Source organism: Streptomyces flavovariabilis (genome assembly GCF_000725785.1).
GTDB lineage: Bacteria > Actinomycetota > Actinomycetes > Streptomycetales > Streptomycetaceae > Streptomyces > Streptomyces hawaiiensis.
Window position 1 is genome coordinate 283,966 of sequence record NZ_JNXD01000005.1, and the last position, 21,621, is coordinate 305,586.

General features: G+C 71.9%; 19 protein-coding genes. 7 read left to right on the forward strand and 12 right to left on the reverse strand.

Going from position 1 to position 21,621, the window contains the following annotated elements; genetic code table 11:
* Window positions 1-200 precede the first annotated feature (200 nt).
* Window positions 201-1,667: an aminotransferase class III-fold pyridoxal phosphate-dependent enzyme gene (locus tag IO24_RS0111975; protein WP_167551604.1), complete on the reverse strand. Its 1,467-nt coding sequence runs from the start codon at window positions 1,665-1,667 to the stop codon at window positions 201-203.
* A gap of 330 nt (window positions 1,668-1,997) precedes the next feature.
* On the opposite strand from IO24_RS0111975, the gene IO24_RS0111980 reads away from it, so the two are divergent.
* Both IO24_RS0111980 and IO24_RS0111985 read left to right on the forward strand, forming a co-directional pair.
* Window positions 1,998-3,221, forward strand: a complete 1,224-nt coding sequence (locus tag IO24_RS0111980) for a trypsin-like serine peptidase (protein ID WP_031134827.1) — start codon at window positions 1,998-2,000, stop codon at window positions 3,219-3,221.
* Window positions 3,222-3,425: 204 nt separating this feature from the next.
* Complete coding sequence (locus tag IO24_RS0111985) at window positions 3,426-4,631, forward strand: trypsin-like serine peptidase (RefSeq protein WP_031134829.1); 1,206 nt, start codon at window positions 3,426-3,428, stop codon at window positions 4,629-4,631.
* Between the two features lie 81 nt (window positions 4,632-4,712).
* Here IO24_RS0111985 and hflX read toward each other — a convergent pair whose 3' ends face one another.
* The 6 genes from hflX to miaA form a co-directional block, all read right to left on the reverse strand.
* A complete protein-coding gene (gene hflX, locus IO24_RS0111990; protein ID WP_031134832.1) occupies window positions 4,713-6,206 on the reverse strand; it encodes a GTPase HflX in 1,494 nt (497 codons plus the stop codon).
* Window positions 6,207-6,333: 127 nt separating this feature from the next.
* Complete coding sequence (locus IO24_RS0111995) at window positions 6,334-7,863, reverse strand: M1 family metallopeptidase (protein ID WP_031134834.1); 1,530 nt, start codon at window positions 7,861-7,863, stop codon at window positions 6,334-6,336.
* A gap of 219 nt (window positions 7,864-8,082) precedes the next feature.
* Entirely contained in the window at window positions 8,083-10,257 is a 2,175-nt protein-coding gene (locus tag IO24_RS0112000; protein ID WP_031134836.1) for a RelA/SpoT family protein, read from the reverse strand.
* 297 nt (window positions 10,258-10,554) lie between these two features.
* The gene (gene dapF, locus IO24_RS0112005) at window positions 10,555-11,427 is read right to left on the reverse strand and encodes a diaminopimelate epimerase (RefSeq protein ID WP_031134838.1); all 873 of its coding nucleotides are present in this window, start codon (window positions 11,425-11,427) and stop codon (window positions 10,555-10,557) included.
* A 61-nt stretch (window positions 11,428-11,488) separates the two neighbouring features.
* The gene (locus tag IO24_RS0112010) at window positions 11,489-12,001 is read right to left on the reverse strand and encodes a hypothetical protein (RefSeq protein ID WP_031134839.1); all 513 of its coding nucleotides are present in this window, start codon (window positions 11,999-12,001) and stop codon (window positions 11,489-11,491) included.
* Between the two features lie 108 nt (window positions 12,002-12,109).
* Window positions 12,110-13,048, reverse strand: a complete 939-nt coding sequence (gene miaA, locus IO24_RS0112015; RefSeq protein ID WP_031134841.1) for a tRNA (adenosine(37)-N6)-dimethylallyltransferase MiaA — start codon at window positions 13,046-13,048, stop codon at window positions 12,110-12,112.
* A gap of 182 nt (window positions 13,049-13,230) precedes the next feature.
* Between miaA and IO24_RS0112020 the strand changes: the two genes are divergently transcribed.
* On the forward strand, window positions 13,231-13,515 hold the full coding sequence (locus IO24_RS0112020; RefSeq protein WP_031134843.1) for a hypothetical protein: 285 nt from the start codon (window positions 13,231-13,233) through the stop codon (window positions 13,513-13,515).
* 26 nt (window positions 13,516-13,541) lie between these two features.
* A complete protein-coding gene (locus IO24_RS0112025; RefSeq protein ID WP_031134845.1) occupies window positions 13,542-13,886 on the forward strand; it encodes an antitoxin in 345 nt (114 codons plus the stop codon).
* Window positions 13,887-13,981: 95 nt separating this feature from the next.
* Here the strand turns inward: IO24_RS0112025 and IO24_RS0112030 are convergent, their stop codons facing one another.
* From IO24_RS0112030 to IO24_RS0112045, 4 genes are all read right to left on the reverse strand, one after another.
* Window positions 13,982-14,695: a class III extradiol dioxygenase subunit B-like domain-containing protein gene (locus IO24_RS0112030; protein ID WP_031134847.1), complete on the reverse strand. Its 714-nt coding sequence runs from the start codon at window positions 14,693-14,695 to the stop codon at window positions 13,982-13,984.
* A gap of 58 nt (window positions 14,696-14,753) precedes the next feature.
* Window positions 14,754-16,268, reverse strand: a complete 1,515-nt coding sequence (gene miaB / locus IO24_RS0112035) for a tRNA (N6-isopentenyl adenosine(37)-C2)-methylthiotransferase MiaB (RefSeq protein WP_031134850.1) — start codon at window positions 16,266-16,268, stop codon at window positions 14,754-14,756.
* A gap of 62 nt (window positions 16,269-16,330) precedes the next feature.
* Window positions 16,331-16,984: a response regulator gene (locus IO24_RS0112040; protein WP_031134851.1), complete on the reverse strand. Its 654-nt coding sequence runs from the start codon at window positions 16,982-16,984 to the stop codon at window positions 16,331-16,333.
* Window positions 16,984-17,949: a sensor histidine kinase gene (locus IO24_RS0112045; protein ID WP_234335201.1), complete on the reverse strand. Its 966-nt coding sequence runs from the start codon at window positions 17,947-17,949 to the stop codon at window positions 16,984-16,986. The genes IO24_RS0112040 and IO24_RS0112045 overlap by 1 nt, the downstream gene beginning before the upstream one ends.
* A 206-nt stretch (window positions 17,950-18,155) precedes the next feature.
* Between IO24_RS0112045 and IO24_RS0112050 the strand changes: the two genes are divergently transcribed.
* Window positions 18,156-18,641 (forward strand): cation:proton antiporter regulatory subunit, encoded by a 486-nt coding sequence (locus tag IO24_RS0112050; RefSeq protein WP_031134854.1) that lies wholly within the window; start codon window positions 18,156-18,158, stop codon window positions 18,639-18,641.
* A gap of 4 nt (window positions 18,642-18,645) precedes the next feature.
* Entirely contained in the window at window positions 18,646-19,863 is a 1,218-nt protein-coding gene (locus tag IO24_RS0112055) for a cation:proton antiporter (RefSeq protein ID WP_031134856.1), read from the forward strand.
* Window positions 19,864-20,068: 205 nt separating this feature from the next.
* On the opposite strand, the gene IO24_RS0112060 is transcribed toward IO24_RS0112055, so the two are convergent.
* Window positions 20,069-20,476: a pyrophosphohydrolase domain-containing protein gene (locus tag IO24_RS0112060; RefSeq protein WP_031134857.1), complete on the reverse strand. Its 408-nt coding sequence runs from the start codon at window positions 20,474-20,476 to the stop codon at window positions 20,069-20,071.
* Between the two features lie 96 nt (window positions 20,477-20,572).
* Between IO24_RS0112060 and IO24_RS0112065 the strand changes: the two genes are divergently transcribed.
* The gene (locus IO24_RS0112065) at window positions 20,573-21,574 is read left to right on the forward strand and encodes a TAXI family TRAP transporter solute-binding subunit (protein WP_031134860.1); all 1,002 of its coding nucleotides are present in this window, start codon (window positions 20,573-20,575) and stop codon (window positions 21,572-21,574) included.
* Window positions 21,575-21,621: the final 47 nt, after the last annotated feature.

Here is a 21,621-nt window from a genome sequence, read left to right on the forward strand (position 1 = left end):
GCAGCTTCACTCGGCTTGGCTGCGGGACGCGAGGGCGTGGCGTGTGGGCGTGCGGAGCTCATGGCGCTCAGCCGTCTGGTGGGCGGGCGTTGGGCGGGAAGGCGTCCCTCGCGCAGGCGTCTGGCGCGCAGACGTCCGGCGCCCAGGCGGCCTGGCGCGCAGGCCTTCCGCGGGCTCCACGCCGGGGAAGCTCACCGCGTTCACGGTGCGGCTGCCGTGCCACCTCCACGGCATCGGGCCGCTGCCCGGACCGCGTCGGCCAGGCGGTCCAGTACGGCGGTCGCTTGTTCATCGGTGAGGGTCAGGGGCGGCAGCAGTTGCACGACGCTCGCGTGACGGCCGCCGAGTCCGACGATGAGGCCGCGCCGCAGGCACTCCTGCTGGACCGCGGCAGCCAGGTCCGGGGCCGCGGGGAGAGGTTGGCGGCCGCTGCCCTGCGTCATCGATGCCGCCACGCCGCTCTCCGCAGTTCCGGGAGCACCCGGGAAGCCGGCGTGCCCCTCCCCCTCCGGATTCACCAGCTCGACTCCGATCATCAGTCCCCTCCCCCGCACATCCCCCACGTACGCGAGCTCAGAGGCGAGCTGCTGGAGTTGGCCCAGGATGCGCTCCCCCAGGGTCACCGCGCGCTCGGCGAGGGCGTTCTCGCGGACGTGGGCGAGGGTCGCCGTGCCGGCGGCCAGGGCGAGTTGGTTGCCGGGGAAGGTGTCGGCGGGGGTGCCGGGTTGCCAGGTGTCGAGGTCGTCGCGGTAGACCACGACGGCCAGCGGCAGGCTGCCACCGATGGCCTGGGAGAGAACCATCACGTCGGGGGTCACCCCGCTGTGCTCCACCGCCCAGAAGGCGCCGGTCCGGCCCACGCCGGTCTGCATCTCGTCGGCGATCAGCGGGATGGACCGGTCGGCGGTGAGCTGTCGCATGCGCCGCAGCCAGGTGTCCGGCGCGGGGATCGCCCCGCCCCCGCCCTGGACGGGCTCGACGATCATCCCGGCGGGCAGTGGCCCGGACGCGGGGTCGTCGAGGAGGGACTCGGTCCAGCGGGCGGCGAGGTCGGCACCGCGCTCGCCCCCGACGCCGAAGGGACAGCGGTAGTCCTGCGGGTAGGGCAGGCGGACGACCCGCCTGTCACGGGTGTCCGCGAGGGTGCCGTCGAGGACCCTGGCGGTACTTCCGTGACCGGCGCCGGTGAACGCCAGGAGACCGCTCCGGCCGGTCGCCGCGCGTACCAGCGCGTAGGCGGTCTCGACGGCTTCGCTGCCGGCCGGTCCGCAGAACCGCACGCGTGCCCGCCGGGCCAGGCCTGGCGGCAAGGTGCGAAACAGCTCGGTGAGGAAGGCTTCCTTCACGGGTGTCGCCAGGTCGAGGGCGTTCAGGGGCGCGCCGGAGTCGAGGACCTTACGGATGGCCTCCAGGACGACCGGGTGGTTGTGGCCGAGGGCGAGCGTGCCGGCGCCGGAGAGGCAGTCCAGGTAGCGGCGGCCGTCCGCGCCCTCGATGGTCAGTCCGCGGGCCCGCACCGGAACGATCGGCAGGGCACGGGCGTAGGTCCGGGCGGCGGATTCACGCGCGGCCTGGCGGCGCAGGATCCCCTCGTGCGCGGAACGCGAGGTGAGGGCGGTGTCGTCGACGGCTCCGCCGGGAAGGGATTTCACCTGCGTACGCCCCACAGCGGCCTCCTCTGACGCACAACCCCCATGGGTGATTTCGCCACGACTTCCCTGACCTCCCACTGATCACGGGCACAGAGGACCGCGCACGGACAGCAGGCCCCCCACCGCTACCAACCGCGGACCACTCACCGGGTTACGGGTTGCCTCAAGATCCTTTCCGTAACGGAACTGTTGCGGACCCGTCGGACCGCCCCCACAGCCACCGCATAGTGTGTGGTGCCGTTCCCGGACACCGTGAGCTCGTCCCGAACGTCCCGCGTGACAGCGGGAATCGGGGCCGAAGCGCCGGTTCGTCCACGTTCGTTCCACATCAGGGGGAGTCAGATCATGCGATCCATACGGCCGTCGTCCCATGCCAGCCGAGGAGGGAGGGCGCGCCGCAGGAACTCCCCCGTGCTGGCCGTCATAGCCCTTGCCTCGGCGCTCGCACTGACCGCCACCGCCTGCGAGTCGGGCGATGCCACGGCGGACGGCGAGGCTTCCGCGTCGGCCACCGCCTCCGACGACGGCAAGCTCAAAATCCCGGACGACATCAGGGACCGGCTCCGCGAGCACGGAATCGACATCGACAAATGGAAGAACGGCGCCTGGAAGAACTGGGACCGGGACGACTGGCTGCGCGAAGCCAACGAGTACATCAACCCGATCATCGAGGGGCTCTGGGACCCGGACCGCATGCGGGAGGCCGAGGAGCCCGACCAGGGCGTCGACGACAGTGACCTCTCCGGTGACCAGGGCGTGACCGACCCGACGCCCGAGCCGGTCGAGGCGCAGGCGGTGCCGCCGTCGTACCACGCCAACGCCCCCACCGCCGGGAAGGTGTTCTTCGACTCCCCCGGGGGGTCGGCCGTCTGTTCGGCGACCGTGGTGAAGGACCCGGCGCACCCGGGCAAGTCCAATCTGGTGTGGACGGCCGGCCACTGCGTGCACGCGGGCAAGAAGGGCGGCTGGTACCGCAACATCGCGTTCGTGCCCTCGTACAACGACGACGGCAAGCCGGTGGCGGCGCTGGAGAACGCCACCCGTGAGGACGTCGCTCCCTACGGTGTCTGGTGGGGCGACTGGGCGCAGACCTCGGACCAGTGGATCGAACAGGGCGGTTCGACGGGCGGCGACGGCGCGCCGTACGACTTCGCGGTCATCCATGTGACGCCGGAGAAGGGCAGCGGCGGCAAGTCGCTGGAGGAGATGGTCGGTTCGGCGCTGCCGGTCGACTTCAAGGCGCCCGCGGTGCCGCAGGTGAAGAGCGTCACGGCGATCGGCTACCCGGCCGCGCCGCCCTACGACGGGCAGAAGCTGTACCGGTGCCAGGACCGGCCCGGGCGGCTCTCGGTCACCGCGTCGGATCCGACGATGTACCGCATCGGCTGCACCATGACCGGCGGTTCGTCCGGCGGCGGCTGGGTCGCGGCCGGCTCGGACGGCAAGCCGGCGCTGGTGTCCAACACCTCGATCGGCCCGGTGACGTCGGGCTGGCTGGCCGGACCGCGCCTGGGCGGCGTGGCCAAGGGCGTGTACGACTCGGTGAGCAAGAAGTTCGCCGGTCGGTGACGGCCGGCTGAACCACGCCGTCGGTGGGGTGGTGCACCCCGCGGAAACCTTCACCGCCCCATCCCGGTACGCCCTCAACTGCACGGGCATAGTGGGGTGTCGCGCCGGGGCACCGGCGCCCGCGCGCCCATGACCTGCACACGCGGCATGTGCCGACACCAGCACCAGCACCACATTCGTACGCACAACGGGGGTCATCGCACCATGCGTTCCACACGTACGCCCGCGCGGAGGCGCGGGCGTCGCACCGTCCTCGCCGCCGGGCTCGTCGCCGCCCTGGCGCTCACCGCGACCGCCTGCGGCGGTTCGGCCGATTCGGCGAGCGACAAGCCCGACGCCACCTCCTCGCAGGCCGCCGCGGACGGCAGCGGCGGCGGCCAGGTCAAGATCCCGGCCGATCTCGCGGGCAAGCTCAAGGAGCACGGGATCGACGTCGACCGCTGGAAGGACGGCGGCTGGAAGGACTGGGACAAGGACAAGTGGCTCAGTGACGCCAAGGACTTCGTCAACCCGGTGATCGAGGGCCTCTGGAAGCCGGAGCGGATGCGGTCCGCCGAGGAGGCCGACAAGAAGGTCACGACGAAGGACGCGCCGGCCGGCCAGGGCGTCAGCGATCCGGATCCGGCACCTGTCCGTGCGCAGGCCGAGAAGACTCCGTACCACCGCAACGCGGCACCGGTCGGCAAGGTCTTCTTCGACTCCCCCGACGGCCCGGCCGTCTGCTCCGGCACGGTCGTCAAGGACGTCAACCACCCGGGCAAGTCCAATCTGGTGTGGACGGCGGGCCACTGCGTGCACGCCGGCGGCAACGGCGGCTGGTACCGCAACATCGTCTTCGTCCCGGCCTACAACGACCTCGGCAAATCCGAGGCGGAGCTGACCGACGCCAGCCCGAGCGAGGTCGCCCCGTACGGCAACTGGTGGGCGAACTGGGCCTCGACCTCGAACCAGTGGATCCAGGGCGGTTCCGAGACCGGCGGTGACGGAGCCGCGTACGACTATGCCGTGCTGCACGTGAAGCCGGAGCAGGGCGCCAAGTCCCTCGAGGAGACGGTCGGAGCCGCGCTGGACGTGGACTTCTCCGCCCCGTCCACGGCCGAGGCCGCCAAGATGGGCGCCTGGGGCTACCCGGCGGCGCCGCCCTACAACGGCGAGAAGATGTTCAAGTGCGTCGACGTGCCCGGCCGGTTCTCGCTCAGCGCGTCTCTGCCGACGATGTACCGCATCGGCTGCGACATGACCGGCGGTTCGTCCGGTGGCGGCTGGTTCCGGGTCCTGAACGGCAAGTCGGTGCTGGTCTCCAACACCTCGATCGGCCCGGCCGACAACACCTGGCTGGCCGGCCCGCAGCTGGGCCGCGACGCCGAGGCGCTCTACCAGAACATGAGCAAAACGTACGGCGGTCAGTGACCCGCACATGCTGAAGGCCCGCTCCCTGGCGACAGGGGGCGGGCCTTCTCGCGTTCGACGCGAGGCGCGCTCAGGCCGGGGTCAGAGCGCCGGCGCCGGAACGAACGGCGTGAGCTCCGCCGCCAGTTCCTCGTGCACCCGCACCTTGAGCAGGGTGCCCTCCGGGGTGTGCTCCTCGGAGATCACCTCGCCCTCGTCATGGGCACGGGCGACCAGCTTGCCGCGCGTGTACGGCACGAGCGCCTCGATCTCGACCGACGGGCGCGGCAGCTCGTTGTCGATGAGCGCGAGCAGTTCCTCGATGCCCTGGCCGGTGCGGGCCGAGACGGCGATGGAGCGCTTCTCGACGCGCAGCAGCCGCTGCAGGGTGAGCGGGTCGGCCGCGTCGGCCTTGTTGATCACGACGATCTCGGGCACGTCGGTGGCTCCGACCTCCCTGATCACCTCGCGTACGGCGGCCAGCTGCTCCTCCGGGACCGGGTGCGAGCCGTCCACCACGTGCACGATCAGGTCGGACTCGCCGACCTCCTCCATCGTGGAGCGGAACGCCTCGACCAGGTGGTGGGGCAGGTGGCGCACAAAGCCGACCGTGTCGGCCAGCGTGTACAGCCGTCCGCTGGGGGTCTCGGCCCGGCGCACGGTCGGGTCGAGGGTCGCGAACAGGGCGTTCTCGACCAGCACGCCCGCGCCCGTGAGGCGGTTGAGCAGCGAGGACTTGCCGGCGTTGGTGTAGCCCGCGATGGCCACGGACGGCACCTTGTGGCGCTTGCGCTCCTGGCGTTTGATCTCGCGGCCGGTCTTCATCTCCGCGATCTCCCGGCGCATCTTCGCCATCTTCTCGCGGATCCGTCGCCGGTCCGTCTCGATCTTGGTCTCACCGGGGCCACGGGTGGCGAGGCCGCCGCCCTTGCCGCCGCCCATCTGCCGGGACAGCGACTGACCCCAGCCGCGCAGTCGCGGCAGCATGTACTGCATCTGCGCGAGAGCGACCTGTGCCTTGCCCTCTCGGGACTTGGCGTGCTGGGCGAAGATGTCCAGGATCAGGGCCGTCCGGTCGATGACCTTGACCTTGACGACGTCCTCGAGGTGGATGAGCTGGCCCGGGCTGAGCTCACCGTCGCAGATGACGGTGTCCGCGCCCGTCTCGAGGACGAGGTCGCGCAGTTCCTCGGCCTTGCCGGAGCCGATGTAGGTGGCCGCGTCGGGCTTGTCACGGCGCTGGGTGACGCCGTCGAGCACCAGCGCACCGGCCGTCTCGGCGAGGGCGGCGAGCTCCGCGAGGGAGTTGTCCGCGTCCTGCACGGTTCCCGAGGTCCACACGCCGACGAGGACGACCCGCTCCAGCCGGAGCTGGCGGTACTCGACCTCGGTGACGTCCTCGAGCTCGGTGGAGAGGCCCGCCACGCGGCGCAGTGCCGCGCGCTCGGAGCGGTCGAACTGGTCGCCGTCCCGCTCTCCGTCGATCTCGTGGCTCCAGGCGACGTCCTCTTCCATCAGGGCATCGGCCCGAAAACCCTCGGGGTGGCTGTGCGCGAAGCGCTTGGAGTCCTGGGAAAAGGAAGAAGAGGAGGTCATTGGATCCTTACGTAGATGGGAAGCCGTTCATTGTCTGCAACGCATGGGCGGTCCGGGAGATTCCCGGCACCCCGTACCGCGCCGACCTGAAGATGTTCGCACGGTACGGGGCGTCTCGTCACCGTGTTTACCGGGCGCCTGCCTGAGCCGGCCTGGCCTGCTCGGCCGGGGCCTGCGGCTTCGCGGGCGCCTGTGGCTTCCAGTCCGGGTGCCCGGGCATCGGCGGGGTCTTCTCGCCGTACAGCCAGCCCTGGAAGAAGCCGTCCAGGTCGCGCCGGGAGATCTCGGCGGCGAGCCGGACGAAGTCCGCCGTCGTGGCGGTGTTGTCCTGGTGGCGGCCGACCCAGGCGCGTTCCAGGCGTTCGAAGGCCGGGCGGCCGATCTCCTGGCGCAGGGCGTACAGGACGAGCGCGGCCCCGTCGTAGACGTTGGGCCGGAAAAGGTCGGTCTTGCGGCCGGGGTCGGGTGCCTTGGGCGCGGCGGGCGGTCCGCCGGCGGCGCGCCAGCGGTCGGAGGCGCCGTAGGCGGCCTTCATCCGGTCCCGGATCGGTTTACCGGCCTCCTCCTCGGCATACAGCGCCTCGTACCAGGTGGCGTGCCCCTCGCTGAGCCACAGGTCGGACCAGGTGCGGGGGCTGACGCTGTTGCCGAACCACTGGTGGGCCAGCTCGTGGACCATGATCGACTCCACGTACCACGAGGGGTAGACGGGTTCGGTGAACAGTTCCCGCTCGAAGAGGGAGAGTGTCTGGGTCTCCAGTTGGAAGCCGGTGGAGACGTCGGCCACGAGCAGGCCGTACGTCTCGAAGGGGTAGCGGCCGACCTTGCTCTCCATCCAGGCGATCTGGCCGGCGGTCTTCGCCAGCCAGGGTTCGAGGGTCTTGCGGTGCTCGGTCGGGACGACGTCCCGTACGGGCAGCCCGTGTGGGCCGGTGCGGTGCAGGACCGTGGAGCGGCCGATGGAGACCTGGGTCAGCTCGGTGGCCATGGGGTGCTTGGTGCGGTAGGTCCAGGTCGTCGACCCGCCGGACTTCTCCACTGGGGCGGGCAGGCCGTTGGCGACGGCCGTGTGACCGTCGGGCGCGGTGACCCGGATGGTGAACATGGCTTTGTCGGAGGGGTGGTCGTTGCACGGGAACACCAGGTGCGCGGCGTCGGCCTGGTTGGCCATGGCGAGTCCGTCCGCGGTGCGCACCCAGCCGCCCTCGCGGCCCTTGGCCGGCCCGGGGTCACTGGTGTGCCGCACGGTGATCCGCATCCAGTTGCCGTCCGACACCGAGTCCTCGGGCGTGATCACCAGGTCCTCGCCGGCGGTGCGGTACTGCGCGGGCTCGCCGTCGACCTCGACCGCCTGGACCGTGCCGTGGGCGAAGTCCAGGTTGACGCGGTCCAGGTCGGCGGTCGTCCAGGCGTCGATGGTGGTGACGGCCCGCAGCGGTTCGCTGTTGTTGCCCGGATAGGTGAAGGAGAGGTCGTACGACGCCACGTCGTAGCCGGGGTTGCCGAGGTGCGGGAAGAGGCGGTCGCCGATGCCGAGCGGGACGACGGGCGCGGCGGCGGCGACGAGGCAAACGGAGATCGCCGAGGCGAGCAGGGCGGCGGCGGTGCGGCGACGGCGGGTGGGGGTGGTGGACTGGCTGTGGGGGGTCAGGAGCATGCCCCACGGCTATCAGCGCGCGCGTGCGCGGCGGGGACGGCGCGCTTCCGTCCCACCCGAACCGGGGACCGGGGCCTGCGCCGGGTGCCGCCCCGGCCGCCCCCGGCCGCCCCCGGAGGCCGCCGGACCGACTCAGCCGCTTCCCGTCCGCCGGGCCGTCCCGCGGCCGGACCGACGCGGCCGCGGGACGGCCCGGAGCCCTCGGGGCCCCGGACAGGCTCAGCCTCCCTGCGGCTGTGGCTGCGCCCGGCTGACGTCGTACACCCCGGCCACATTGCGCATCGCGCGCATCAGGGCGGGCAGGTGGCCGGCGTCCGGAAGCTGCACGGTGTACGTGTGCCGGACCTGCTGCTGGGCCGGGGGCTCGACGGTAGCCGAGACGATCTCGGCTCCCTCGGCGGCCATGGCCTCGGTGAGGTCGGCCAGCAGATGAGGGCGGACGAACGATTCGGCGACCAGCGTGACCCGGCACTCGGCGGCCTCTCCCCAGCTCACGCCGACCTCCGTACGCCCCCCGTCCTTCATACGCGCCACGGCGGAGCACTCCACGCGGTGCACGGTGACCGCTCCCCCGCGTACGGCGAAGCCGGTGATCTCGTCGGGCGGTACGGGCGTGCAGCAGCGGGCGAGCCGGACGGTCGCTCCGGGCAGGTCGGCGAGGACGTGGCCGGTGACGGGGCGGTCGGCGGACTGCTCGGGGGGCGTGTCCGGGTCGGGTGCGTCGGCGGGCCTGAGGGCCGGCCGGTCCTCGGCGATCCGCGCCTCGCTCTGCTGGGACTCAGCCTGCGCCGGATGGGCGGTCAGCCACCGCTGGATGGCGATCCGGGCCGCGGGTGTGTGGGCGTGCTCCAGCCACTCCCGGGAGGGCTCCGACGCCGGGTCCTGGCCCATGAGCAGCTGGACGGTGTCGCCGTCCTTCAGGACGGTGCTCAGCGTCGCCAGGCGACCGTTCACCCTGGCGCCGATGCAGGCGTGCGCGTCCTCGCCGTACTGCGCGTACGCGGCGTCCACGCAGGTCGCGCCCTCGGGCAGGCCGAGTGTGCCGCCGTCGGGCCGGAAGACGGTGATCTCGCGGTCCTGGGCGAGGTCCTCGCGCAGGGTCGACCAGAAGTGGTCGGGGTCGGGTGCCGCCTCCTGCCAGTCGAGGAGCCGGGAGAGCCAGCCGGGGCGAGTGGGGTCGATGCGTTCGCCGTCGGCCGGGTCGTCGGGGGCCGGTGCGTACGGGTTGCCGAGGGCGACGACCCCGGCCTCGGCGACCTTGTGCATCTGGTGCGTGCGGATGAGGACCTCGACGACCTGGCCGTCCTCGCGCGCCACGGCCGTGTGCAGCGACTGGTAGAGGTTGAACTTCGGTACGGCGATGAAGTCCTTGAACTCCGAGACCACCGGCTTCATACAGGTGTGCAGTTCGCCCAGGACGGCGTAGCAGTCGGCGTCCTCGTTCACCAGGACCAGGACGCGGCCGAAGTCGGAGCCGCGGAGCCGGCCGCGCTTGCGGGAGACGCGGTGCACCGAGACGAAGTGGCGGGGCCGAATGAGGACTTCGGCCTGGATGTCCGCCTCGCGCAGTACACCGCGCACCTCGTCGGCGACCTCGGCGAGCGGGTCGTCCGCGCGGGCCGCGTTGCGGACGATCAGCTCCCTGGTGTGCGCGTACTCCTCGGGATGCAGGATCGCGAAGACCAGGTCTTCCAGTTCGGTCTTGAGCGCCTGGACACCGAGCCGTTCGGCGAGCGGGATGAGCACGTCACGTGTCACCTTGGCGATGCGCTCCTGTTTCTCGGGGCGCATGACGCCGAGGGTGCGCATGTTGTGCAGCCGGTCGGCGAGTTTGATCGACATGACGCGGACGTCGTTGCCGGTGGCGACGAGCATCTTGCGGAAGGTCTCGGGTTCGGCGGCGGCGCCGTAGTCGACCTTCTCGAGTTTGGTGACGCCGTCGACGAGGTAGCGGACCTCCTCGCCGAACTGGTCGCGGACCTGGTCGAGCGTCACGTCCGTGTCCTCGACGGTGTCGTGCAGCAGTGACGCGGTCAACGTCGTGGTCTCGGCGCCGAGTTCGGCGAGGATCAGGGTCACGGCGAGCGGGTGCGTGATGTACGGCTCGCCGCTCTTGCGCATCTGGCCGCGGTGTGATGACTCGGCCAGGACGTAGGCGTGGCGCAGGGGTTCCAGGTCCGCGTCGGGGTGGTGGGCGCGGTGGGCTTCGACGACGTGGCTGATGGCGTCGGGCAGCCGGCCTCGGGCGGTGGGGCCGAGCAGGGCCGCGCGGCCGAGGCGGCGCAGGTCGATCCGGGGGCGGGCCTTTCTGCGGGGGGCTGTCGGCGTCATCGGTCCTGACACCGCGCCCGGCATCGGGCCTGGGGTCACGGAATTCGTGGCCTCCGCACTCATGGGCACCTCCGGCTGCGTCAACCGGCGGACGGGGTGCCCCAGAGCGGACACGGCTCAGGGAGCGGCTTCGGTCCCCCGTCCGGGCCGGTGCTTGATGCTACCGAGCCCACCACGCCCGACTGACCGCCTCTCGCCGAGCGTGAAACTGATCACCCATTCGAGGGACGAATGTGAGGTTTGTACCCCTGCTCGCCGCGTCCTGCATGGTGTGATTCCCGCCAAGTGGCCGGTAACCAACGGTGGATTCGGGCCGGGCGGCCGAAGATACGCGGGTGTTTCAGGACGACCGGTTCCGGCTCAGACGGGCGTGGCGGATTCCAGCCAGTCCGCGTCGATCTCGCCCTCGGCCACGATCACGGCCGGGCCGGTCATCTCGATCTCGCCGCCGGGCCGCTCGGTGATCACCAGGGTGCCGCCGGGGACGTCCACGGTGTACGTCGCGGGGGCGCCCGTGGCCGTCGGGTCGGCGCCGTCGCGGCGGGCGGCGGCCACGGCGACCGCGCACGCGCCCGTGCCGCACGAGCGGGTCTCACCGGCGCCGCGCTCGTGCACGCGCATCGCGACGTGCCCGGGCGCACGGTCGACCACGAACTCGACGTTCACACCGTCCGGGTAGGCGGCGGCCGGGCTGAAGGGGGGCGGGGAGTACAGGTCACCGGCGTGTGCCAGGTCGTCCACGAAGGCGACCGCGTGCGGATTGCCCATGTTGACGTTCCACGCGGGCCAGCTGCGCTCACCGACGCTCACCGTGACGTCACCGTCGGGGAGCACCGCCTTGCCCATGCCCACGGTCACGTCACCGTCCTTGGCGATGTGCACGGTCTTCACGCCCCCGCGCGTGGCGATCGCGAGGTCTCCCTCGGTCACGTGACCGGCGCGCTGGAGGTAGCGCGCGAACACCCGCACGCCGTTGCCGCACATCTCCGCGATCGAGCCGTCGCCGTTGCGGTAGTCCATGAACCACTCCGCCTCGGCCGCCATGCCCTTCGCCTCCGGGTGCGCGGCGGAGCGCACGACGTGCAGCAGCCCGTCACCACCGATGCCCGCGCGCCGGTCGCACAGGGCTGCGACGGCGGCCGGGGGCAGGTCCATGGCGTTCTCGGGGTCCGGGACGATCACGAAGTCGTTCTCGGTGCCGTGACCCTTGAGGAAGGCGATCCGCGTGCTCATGCCTCGATCGTAAGGGGTGCCTACGACAGCGCCCCCGCGTGCCCGCGCTCCCTTACGGCGGTCAGCGCAGCCGCGCCACACGCCACACGGCGAGGACCACCACGACGGCCACCACCAGTGCGTACCCGAGGGCGACCCGCCAGTCGGGTCTGCGGCCGGAGCCGCGGGCCGGCAGGCCCGGCCAGGTGTAGCCGACCCGGCGGGCGGCCATCATGCCCCAGCCGGCCGCGCACGAGCAGATCAGCAGGCCCAGCATGGCGATGACGGCCCCGCTGTCACCGAAGTCGAAGGCGAGCGGGAACGCGAACATCAGGGAGCCCAGTGCCGCGAGGCTCACGATGGGGGCCAGTTGCCAGATGCGGAGCCGGCGCTGCGGGCGCAGCTCGACCTCGACCTCGTCGGCGAACATCTCGTCGGGCTCGGGACCGTCGTCCGTCACACCCTGTGTCTCGTCGGGACCGTCGGAGCTGAGGTGGTCCGTCTCCTGCTCCGGCGCATCCTCGCGCCCCGTCTCATCCCGCTCGGCGGTGATGTGATCGGTGCTTCGTGCGGTGTCGCGAGGGCCGGCCTCCATCGCCACGCGCCCTCCCAACTAGGACTCAACTCGGTCGATCGAAGCTCGATGATGGCACGCCGCCGAAGAACCGGATGACGGCCTGGGCGTCCCGATGCCATGACGTGATCAGGCTGTAACCGGTCGTTCGACCAAGGACAGCGCGAGCTGCGGAAGTTCCGTGAGATCGGCCGCGGCCCCACTCAACCAGTGCACCCGCGGATCGCGCCTGAACCATGAATCCTGGCGGCGCGCGAAGCGCTTGGTGGCACGGACGGTCTCGGTCCGCGCTTCCTCGAGGGTGCACTCCCCGGCGAGCGCCGCGAGCACCTGCTGGTAGCCGAGCGCGCGCGAGGCCGTACGCCCTTCACGCAACCCCTGCGCCTGGAGTGCGCGCACCTCGTCCACCAGGCCGGCGTCCCACATCCGGTCGACCCGGCGCGCGATGCGCTCGTCGAGTTCGGGGCGGGCCACGTCGACGCCGATCTGGAGGGTGTCGTAGACCGAGTCGTGGCCGGGGAGGTTGGCCGTGAAGGGCCTGCCGGTGATCTCGATCACCTCCAGGGCGCGGACGACCCGGCGGCCGTTGCTCGGCAGGATCGCGCGAGCGGCCTCGGGGTCGGCGGCGGCCAGGCGGGCGTGCAGCGCGCCGGAGCCGCGCAGCGTGAGTTCCTCCTCCAGGCGGGCTCGGACCTCGGGGTCGGTGCCGGGGAACTCCAGGTTGTCGACGGCGCCGCGTACATAGAGTCCGGAGCCGCCGACCAGGATCGGCCAGCGGCCCTCGGCGAGCAGGGCCTCGATCCGCTCCCGGGCCAGGCGCTGGTACTCGGCGACGGACGCCGTGACGGTCACGTCCCAGATGTCCAGCAGGTGATGGGGGACGCCGTCACGCTCTTCGGGCGTCAGCTTGGCGGTGCCGATGTCCATCCCTCGGTAGAGCTGCATGGAGTCGGCGTTGACGACCTCGCCGCCGAGGCGTTGGGCCAGGAAGACGCCCAGATCGGACTTTCCGGCCGCAGTTGGTCCGACAACGGCGATGACGCGGGGGGCGGGGGGTGCACTGCTCACCGCCCCAGTCTCGCAAACCTCCCGCCCTGGTCTCGAACGAGTTACGTGACGCCACGGCCGCGGGGTCGTTGCCCGTTGCGAGGTTCCTGCCGCCGGATCACAGAGGCGGTGGCCCGGGCCGCGCAAATTGACGCACCGGGCAACGCGGGATTTCGCCCGCACGAGTAACGTATGGAGTGGATATGGGCGTTTTTGCACGACTTCTCCGGCGGTCGAAGGCCACGGCGGAGACGCCTGCAGCCGAGGCTCAGACCGACACGGCGAAGGCCGGGCCCGAGGCGCAGGCGGCCGAGGCCGCTGAGACGAAGGGCATCGAGGGAGCCGAGGAAGCGGCGGAGCCGGCCGGCGAGGCCGCCGCCGAGGTCACCGAGTCCGAGGGCGTCGAGTCCGAGGGCGTCGACATCCCCAAGCAGCAGTCCACCGAGAAGGCGGCCGACAACGAGGCCGGCGAGGGCGCCCGTACGTGACCGCCCCGCGCGAGGGAAGGTGAGCCATGGGTCTCCTGGACAACGTGAAAGCCAAGCTGGGCCCGGCCAAGGGCAAGGTCTCGGACCTCGCACAGCGGCACGAGGGCAAGATCCACCATGGTCTCGACAAGGCCGCGCAGGCCGTCGACAAGAGGACCAAGGGCAAGTACAGCGACAGGATCCAGTCGGGCACGGGGCGGGCCAAGGGGGCCATGGGACGACTCGCGCACCAGGGCGAGAGCGGACCGGACGGGGCTGGCACACCGCCGCCGGCCACGGGGACCATGCCGCCGGAGGCCGGCCGCACGGTACCGCCGCGGGATCCGGGTGGCCCCACGCCGCCGGACGACGCACCACCGCCTGCTTCCTGACACGGACATCGTCACTCTGAAGGACACATCGGCGGACGGCCGCGGGGCACAAGGGCTCCCGGCCGTCCACCGTGTCACGCGCCCCGCCGCCCGGGTTACGACCAGGCGGCGACGACGTATCCCACGCCGTACGGCGCGTCCTCGTACAGCAGCGATCCACCGAGGCCCGCACCCTCGGCCGCGCCCGCCAGGACCTGCCAGGGGGCCCGGCCGGACGCCTGCAGCTCGTGCGCCAGCCCGGTGTCGAGCGTGGTGAGTGCGGCCACGTCCGCCGCGCCGAGCGCCCGCGCGACCTCCGCGTCGAAGGGCGCCGCCCGTTCGTCCAGATAGCCCGGGGCCTTGAGCGTCCGGCACGCGCTGGCATCACCCATCACCAGCAGGGCCACGCGCTCGTCCCCGTCGGCGATGTCCCTCCCCGTTCGCGCGCACTGCTCGGGCGGGTACGACTCCCCCACTCCCAGTCCCTCGACCGGTGCGTCGGACCACCCGGTCCGCTCCAGCAGCCAGGCGGCCACCGCCAGTGCGTACGGCAGCCGCGGTTCCGTGGCCGCGACGTCGGCCGCTCCCAGCCGTACGTCCAGATCGACGCCGAAACCGCGGAAGGACCCCGCTGTTCCCTCCGGGTAGGTCTCGGTCCCGGCGCCGTCCACCGGGCCGACGACCACCAGCCGGCCGGGCCGGGCGGCGGCGAGCACACCCAGCGCGTCCGTGCAGGCGGCCCGGGCGGCGTCCAGTTCCGGAGCGGCGCCCGCGGCGACGTCGGGTACCAGAAGGGGCGGGCAGGGGCAGACAGCGGCGGCGACAAGCATGATCGGCAGGGTAACTCTCAGAAGCCGCTGCCACGGCACAGGGCGGCAGCGGCCCGGTTCAGTCGCAGCCGCACCCGCTCGCCACGGCCGGCAGTGGCTCGGGAGCGCCGATCTTCGGCAGGCCCAGCATCACGCCGACGGACTTGGCCTTCTCGGTGGCGTTCCGCTTCTCCCAGGCGTCGCCCGCGCGCGTGCGGCGCACGTCCAGCACCGGGCCCTCGGCGAGGAGGTGATGCGGGGCGGCGTAGGTGATCTCGACCGTGACCACGTCGCCGGGGCGGACCTCCTGGTCCGGCTTGGTGAAGTGGACGAGGCGGTTGTCGGGGGCGCGGCCGGAGAGGCGATGGGTGGTGTCGTCCTTGCGGCCCTCGCCCTCGGCGACCATCAGCTCCAGGGTGCGGCCGACCTGCTTCTTGTTCTCCTCCCAGGAGATCTCCTCCTGGAGGGCGACGAGCCGCTCGTAGCGCTCCTGGACGACCTTCTTGGGGATCTGGCCGTCCATCTCGGCGGCCGGGGTGCCGGGGCGCTTGGAGTACTGGAAGGTGAAGGCCTGGGCGAAGCGGGCCTCGCGCACCACGTGCAGCGTCTGCTCGAAGTCCTCCTCGGTCTCGCCGGGGAAGCCCACGATGATGTCCGTGCTGATCGCGGCGTGCGGGATGGCGGCGCGGACCTTCTCGATGATTCCCAGGAAGCGCTCCTGGCGGTAGGAGCGTCGCATCGCCTTCAGGACCGGGTCCGATCCGGACTGGAGCGGCATGTGCAGCTGCGGCATCACGTTCGGCGTCTCGGCCATGGCGGCGATGACGTCGTCGGTGAAGTCCCGCGGGTGCGGGGAGGTGAAGCGGACGCGCTCCAGCCCCTCGATCCTCCCGCAGGCGCGCAGCAGCTTGCTGAAGGCCTCGCGGTCGCCGATGTCGGAGCCGTAGGCGTTGACGTTCTGTCCGAGCAGAGTGATCTCGGAGACGCCTTCGGCGACCAGGGCCTCGATCTCGGCGAGGATGTCGCCGGGGCGGCGGTCCTTCTCCTTGCCGCGCAGGGCCGGGACGATGCAGAAGGTGCAGGTGTTGTTGCAGCCGACGGAGATGGAGACCCAGGCAGCGTAGGCACTCTCGCGGCGGGTGGGCAGCGTCGAGGGGAACGCCTCGAGCGACTCGGCGATCTCGACCTGCGCCTCGTCCTGCACGCGGGCGCGCTCCAGCAGGACGGGCAGCTTGCCGATGTTGTGGGTGCCGAAGACGACGTCCACCCAGGGCGCCCTCTTCACGATGGTGTCGCGGTCCTTCTGCGCGAGGCAGCCGCCGACCGCGATCTGCATGCCGGGCCACCTCGCCTTCTTCGGGGCGAGGTGGCCGAGGTTGCCGTACAGCTTGTTGTCGGCGTTCTCACGCACCGCGCAGGTGTTGAAGACGACGACGTCCGCCTCGTCGGCGCCCTCGGGGGCGCGGACGTAGCCCGCGTCCTCCAGCAGTCCGGACAACCGCTCGGAGTCGTGGACGTTCATCTGGCACCCGTAGGTGCGTACCTCGTATGTGCGCGTGCCGCCCACTGACTGGCTCCGGTCGATGCTGCTCATGGGACAAGGGTAGGCGGTCGGCGAAAGTGTCTCGGCCGCCTGCGGACAACCCCGCACCGGGCTCAGGGCTCGATGAGTCCGGCCCGGATCGCGTACCGGGTCAGCTCCAGGCGGTCGCGCATGCCGAGCTTCTGCAGGAGGTTGGCGCGGTGGCGTTCGACGGTCTTGGCGCTGATGAACAGGAGTTCGCCGATCTCCTTCGAGGTGTGACCCTCGGCTACCAGCTTGAGGATCTCCTCCTCGCGTTCGGTGATGGCCCTTTCCGGCAGGCCGTCGCCCCGGTGCAGCCGCTCCAGGTAGGAGCGGACGAGGGCGCGTTCGGCACCCGGGTAGATGAACGGCTCCTCACGCACCGCAGCCCGGCAGGCCTCGACCAGGTCGCGATCGGCGACCGACTTGAGGACGTAGCCGCTGGCCCCGGCCCTGAGCGCCTCGAAGAAGTACTCCTCGTTGTCGTACATCGTCAGGATCAGGATGTGCAGGCCGGGCAGTCGGCGGGAGAGCTCCCGGGCGGCCTGGAGGCCGGTCATCCGGGGCATGGCCACGTCCAGGACAGCCAGGTCGACGGGGGTTTCCCGGGCCTTGGCGACGGCTTCGGCGCCGTCCCCGGCCTCGGCCACGACCGTGAGGTCGGGCTCCCCGTCCAGGATGAGCCGCACTCCCCGGCGCACGAGGGTGTGGTCGTCGGCGAGCAGGACGCGGATCGGTGGGGACATCAGCGGGGTCCTTCAGTCACTGGTGCGCGTACGGCCACCGGTATGCGCAGCCGTACGTCGGTGCCACCGCCCGGAGCCGGTTCCAGCGCCAGGGCGGCACCGATCAGCAGGGCGCGTTCGCGCATGCCCGTGATGCCGGCGCCCTCGGGGGTGCCGCCCAGGCCCGTGCCGTTGTCGCGTACGAGGAGTTCGACGCCGCCGGGGGCCGGCTGGAGGCGGAGTTCGGCGCGGTCGGCGGCGGCGTGCCGGGCCGTGTTGGTCAGGCCCTCCTGGGCGACCCGGTAGACGACGAGTTCCGCTTCCTGGGTCAGAGCGGGCAGGTCGCCGTTGACGTGATGGCGCACGGTCAGCCCGTGGGTCGTGAACTCGCCGGCGAGCGAACGCAGCGCGCTCGCCAGGCCGAGTTCCTCCAGGACCCCGGGGCGCAGCCGGCGGGCGATCCGGCGGATCTCGTCCAGGCCGGCCCGGGTCGCCTCCTGCGCCTGGCCCACCTCCTCGCGAAGGTCCTCGGGCGCCCGGTCGGCGACGCGCTTGAGCTGGAGGAGGACGGCGGTCAGGGTCTGCCCGACCTCGTCGTGCAGTTCCCGCGCGATCCGGTGCCGTTCGCCCTCCTGTGCGGACAGCGCCCGGGCGGCGCCCGTGGCCCGTTCGGCCTCCAGCCGGTCGAGCATCGTGTTGTACGTCGTGATCAGCCCGGCCGTCTCCGCCGGTCCCGCGACCACCGGCCGGGAGCCCGGACGCAGCAGGTCCGCGGTGGCCATGGCCCGGTCCAGCCGCTGCAGGGGCACCAGGCCGAACCGCAGCACGAGCGCGTTGCCGGCGAGCAGCAGCACCAGGCCGGCGAGCAGGACGAGGGCCTCGCCCGCGAGGACGGGGGTGGACACGGTGACCGGGCCGAGCAGCAACGCCGTGGCCACGACCAGGCCGGCGGCGTTGAGCGAGAAGATCCGCCAGAACAACGACACGCTTCCGGACCCGCTCCTTCCCGTCTTCGCGCGGTGCACCGCCCCCTCCACCCTCTCCGGCGACCGGCCACTGCGTATATCCGTCACGACACCCATGTCGTCACCGTACGGCCGGATGGGACCATGCGGACTTGAGCCGTCCGATGATCGACACCGCTCACCAGGCCGACAAAATACGACAAACGAGATGAACAAGGGGAAGCATCGTGTCAGCTCCGCGCCTGAGGGCGACGCCACTACCGGGCATCGGGGTCCAGTACGACCTGGAGACCCGGGAACACCGCCATCTGTCGGTGGTGGCGCACCGCGACGGCACCCGCACGGTGAACGTGTACCGGTCCGACGATCCCGACTCCTGCGCCCAGTCCCTGAAGCTGACCAGCTCGGAGGCGGGATCGCTGATCGACGCGCTGAAGCCGTCCCACCACAGCCCGAGCCTGCTGTACACCACGGACCTCGGGCTGGTCGCCGAGCGGATCGAGGTGGCCGCGACCTCGCGCTGGAACGGGCGGGTGCTGGGGGACATGCGGATGCGGACGGAGACGGGCGCGTCGGTGGTGGCCGTGCTGCGCCGGGCCGAGGCCATCCCGTCGCCCGCGCCGAACTTCCGGCTGGCCGGCGGTGACACGCTGATCGTCGTCGGGACCCGCGAGGGCGTCGACGCGGCCGCGGCCATACTCGGGCGGGAGTGAGCCGTTGCACTCCGCGGTTCTGCTCATCGAGTTCGGTTCCATCATTCTCGGCCTCGGCCTGCTCGGCCGGTTCGCCGCCCGGTTCCGGCTCTCCCCGATACCCCTGTACCTCCTGGCCGGCCTGGCCTTCGGCGAGGGCGGTCTGCTGCCGCTGGGCGCGAGCGAGGAGTTCGTCGCCACGGGCGCGGAGATCGGCGTCATCCTGCTGCTGCTGATGCTGGGCCTTGAGTACACGGCGAGCGACCTGGTCTCCAACCTCAAGACCCACTACCCGTCCGGTCTGGTCGACTGCGCCCTCAACGCGCTGCCCGGAGCAGCCGTGGCGCTGCTGCTCGGCTGGGGTCCGGTGGCCGCCGTCGTGCTGGCCGGTGTCACCTGGATCTCGTCGTCCGGCGTGATCGCGAAGGTGCTGGGCGATCTGGGCCGGGTCGGCAACCGGGAGACGCCGGTGATCCTCAGCGTGCTGGTGCTCGAGGACCTGGCGATGGCGGTGTATCTGCCCATCGTCACGGCGCTGGTGGCGGGAGTCGGGCTGATGGCCGGCAGCGTGACCCTGGCGATCGCGCTGGGCGCGGCCGGTCTGGTGCTGTTCCTGGCCTTGCGCTACGGCAGGCTCATCTCCCGGTTCGTCTCCAGCGACGACCCGGAGAAGCTGCTGCTGGTCGTGCTGGGCCTGACGATCCTGGTCGCGGGGGTCGCGCAGCAGCTCCAGGTGTCGGCGGCGGTGGGGGCCTTCCTGGTGGGCATCGCACTGTCGGGGGAGGTCGCGGAGGGTGCGCACACGCTGCTGAGCCCTCTGCGCGACCTGTTCGCGGCGGTCTTCTTCGTCTTCTTCGGGCTGCACACCGACCCGTCGAGCATCCCGCCCGTCCTGCTGCCCGCCCTCGGACTGGCCGTCGTCACCGCGCTGACGAAGATCGCCACCGGGTACTGGGCGGCCCGGCGGGCCGGGATCTCCGTCAAGGGCCGCTGGCGGGCGGGCGGCGCGCTGGTGGCCCGCGGCGAGTTCTCGATCGTCATCGCGGGCCTCGCGGTCGCGGCCGGTGTCGAACCGTCCCTCGGCCCGCTGGCCACGGCCTACGTGCTGATCCTGGTCGTTCTGGGCCCGCTCACCGCGCGCTACACCGAGCCGGTGGCGACCTGGTGGGCCCGGCGCCGCGAGCCCCGCCGCCCCGAGCCCGCACCCCGGGCGGCCGAGGCGGAGGCGCCGGTCGCCGACTGACGAGGGGGGCCCGGGCGGCCAAGGCCGGGGCACCAGTCGCCGACTGACGAGGGGTGGGCCGGGCGGCCCTGGCAGAGGGGTCGGTCGGCGGCTGAGGAGAAGTGGGCCGGGCGGCCGGGGCCGCCGGCCGCTGCACCAGTCGCCCGACTGAGCAGGGGTGGGCCGGGCGGCCCGGGTGCGGATGGCCCGGAGTGTGACCCCCGGGTCAGGCGCCCCCGCCCGGCACCCACCCCTGCCTGCGCAGCACCCCCGGCACGTCCGGCGCTTCGTAGTGCTCCCCCTTGAGGACCTTGCCGTCCTCCCGCCGGGAGACCGAGCCGTCGGGGCCGACCTTCGTCATGTTGGAGCGGTGGATCTCGGCGAGCACCGCGTCGAGGTCGATGCCGTGCACGAGCGCGGTGCCGTACGCGACGTAGACCACGTCCGCCAGTTCGTGCGCGAGCCGGTCGAGCGGGCCCCGCACCGACACCTCGGCGACCTCCGCGGCCTCCTCGGCGAGAAGTTCGCCGCGGTGGGCCGCGAGTTCCGGGGAGACCTCCGTCGGCGTACTGCGGGAATCCAGGCCGAAGGCGCGGTGGAATTCACGGACCAGGTCAGCGGGCGAGGAGCTCATGGAGGCGACTGTAGCGGCGGCCACTGACACTCCCCCGCCCTCGCCCTGTGACCCTTGCCCTGGTCAGGGGGCACTCCGGCTGGCAGGATCGCCCGCATGTCCAGAACGCTCCCCCGAATCGGCAGGCGCCGGGCCCTGCAGGGCGGCACCGCCTCCCTCGTGGTCCTCGGCCTGCTGCTGTGGTGGCTGCGCCCCTGGGCCGAGGAGCCGCCGAGCGGGACCATCACGTTCAGCACGGGCACCCGCGCGGGGGTCTACCACGAGTACGGGGAGCTCCTGCGCAACGAGATCGACAAGGACATGCCCGACCTGAAGGTGCGGCTGCTGACCAGCGCCGGCTCGCAGGAGAACGTCGCCGACGTGGCGACCGGCAAGGCCGACTTCGCCATCGCCGCCGCCGACGCGGCCGCGACGTACGAACTCGACAACGGCCCGGGTGCCGACCGGCTGCGCGGCCTCGCCCGCCTGTACGACGACTACGTCCAGCTCGTCGTACCGCCCGACTCGGACATCCGCTCCGTCGCAGACCTGCGGGGCAAGCGCGTGGCCATAGGGCTGCCCGACTCCGGCGTACGGCTGATAGCCAATGGGGTGCTCAAGGCGGCCGGCATCGACCCGGAGAAGGACATCAAGCCCTCCTCGGACGGCATCGACACCGGGCCCAAGCGCCTGGGGCACGGCCTCGACGCGTTCTTCTGGTCGGGCGGGCTGCCCACGGACGGTCTCAGCCGCCTGGCCAAGAAATCGGCATCGGCCTTCCGCTTCGTGCCCATCGACGCCACGCTCGTGGCCAAACTGCACGACCAGGGCGGTGCCACGCGCTACTACCGCGCCACCAAGATGCCGGAGTCGGCCTACCCCGCCATCCAGCGCGGCCATCCGGTGCCGACCCTGGCGGTGTCCAACGTGCTGCTCACGCGCAGCGACATGGATCCCCGGCTCACCGAGTGGCTGACCCGTACGGTGCTCGACAGCCGGGACCTCATCGGCGCGACCGTCCACTCCGCCCAGCTGGTCGACGTCCGCACGGCGATCTACACCGACCCGCTGCAACTGCACGTCGGCGCCCAGCGCTACTACCAGTCGGTCAAACCGTAGCGCCCGGACACGCCGCTGCCGCCGTCCGTCATGCCGCCGCTCCCGGA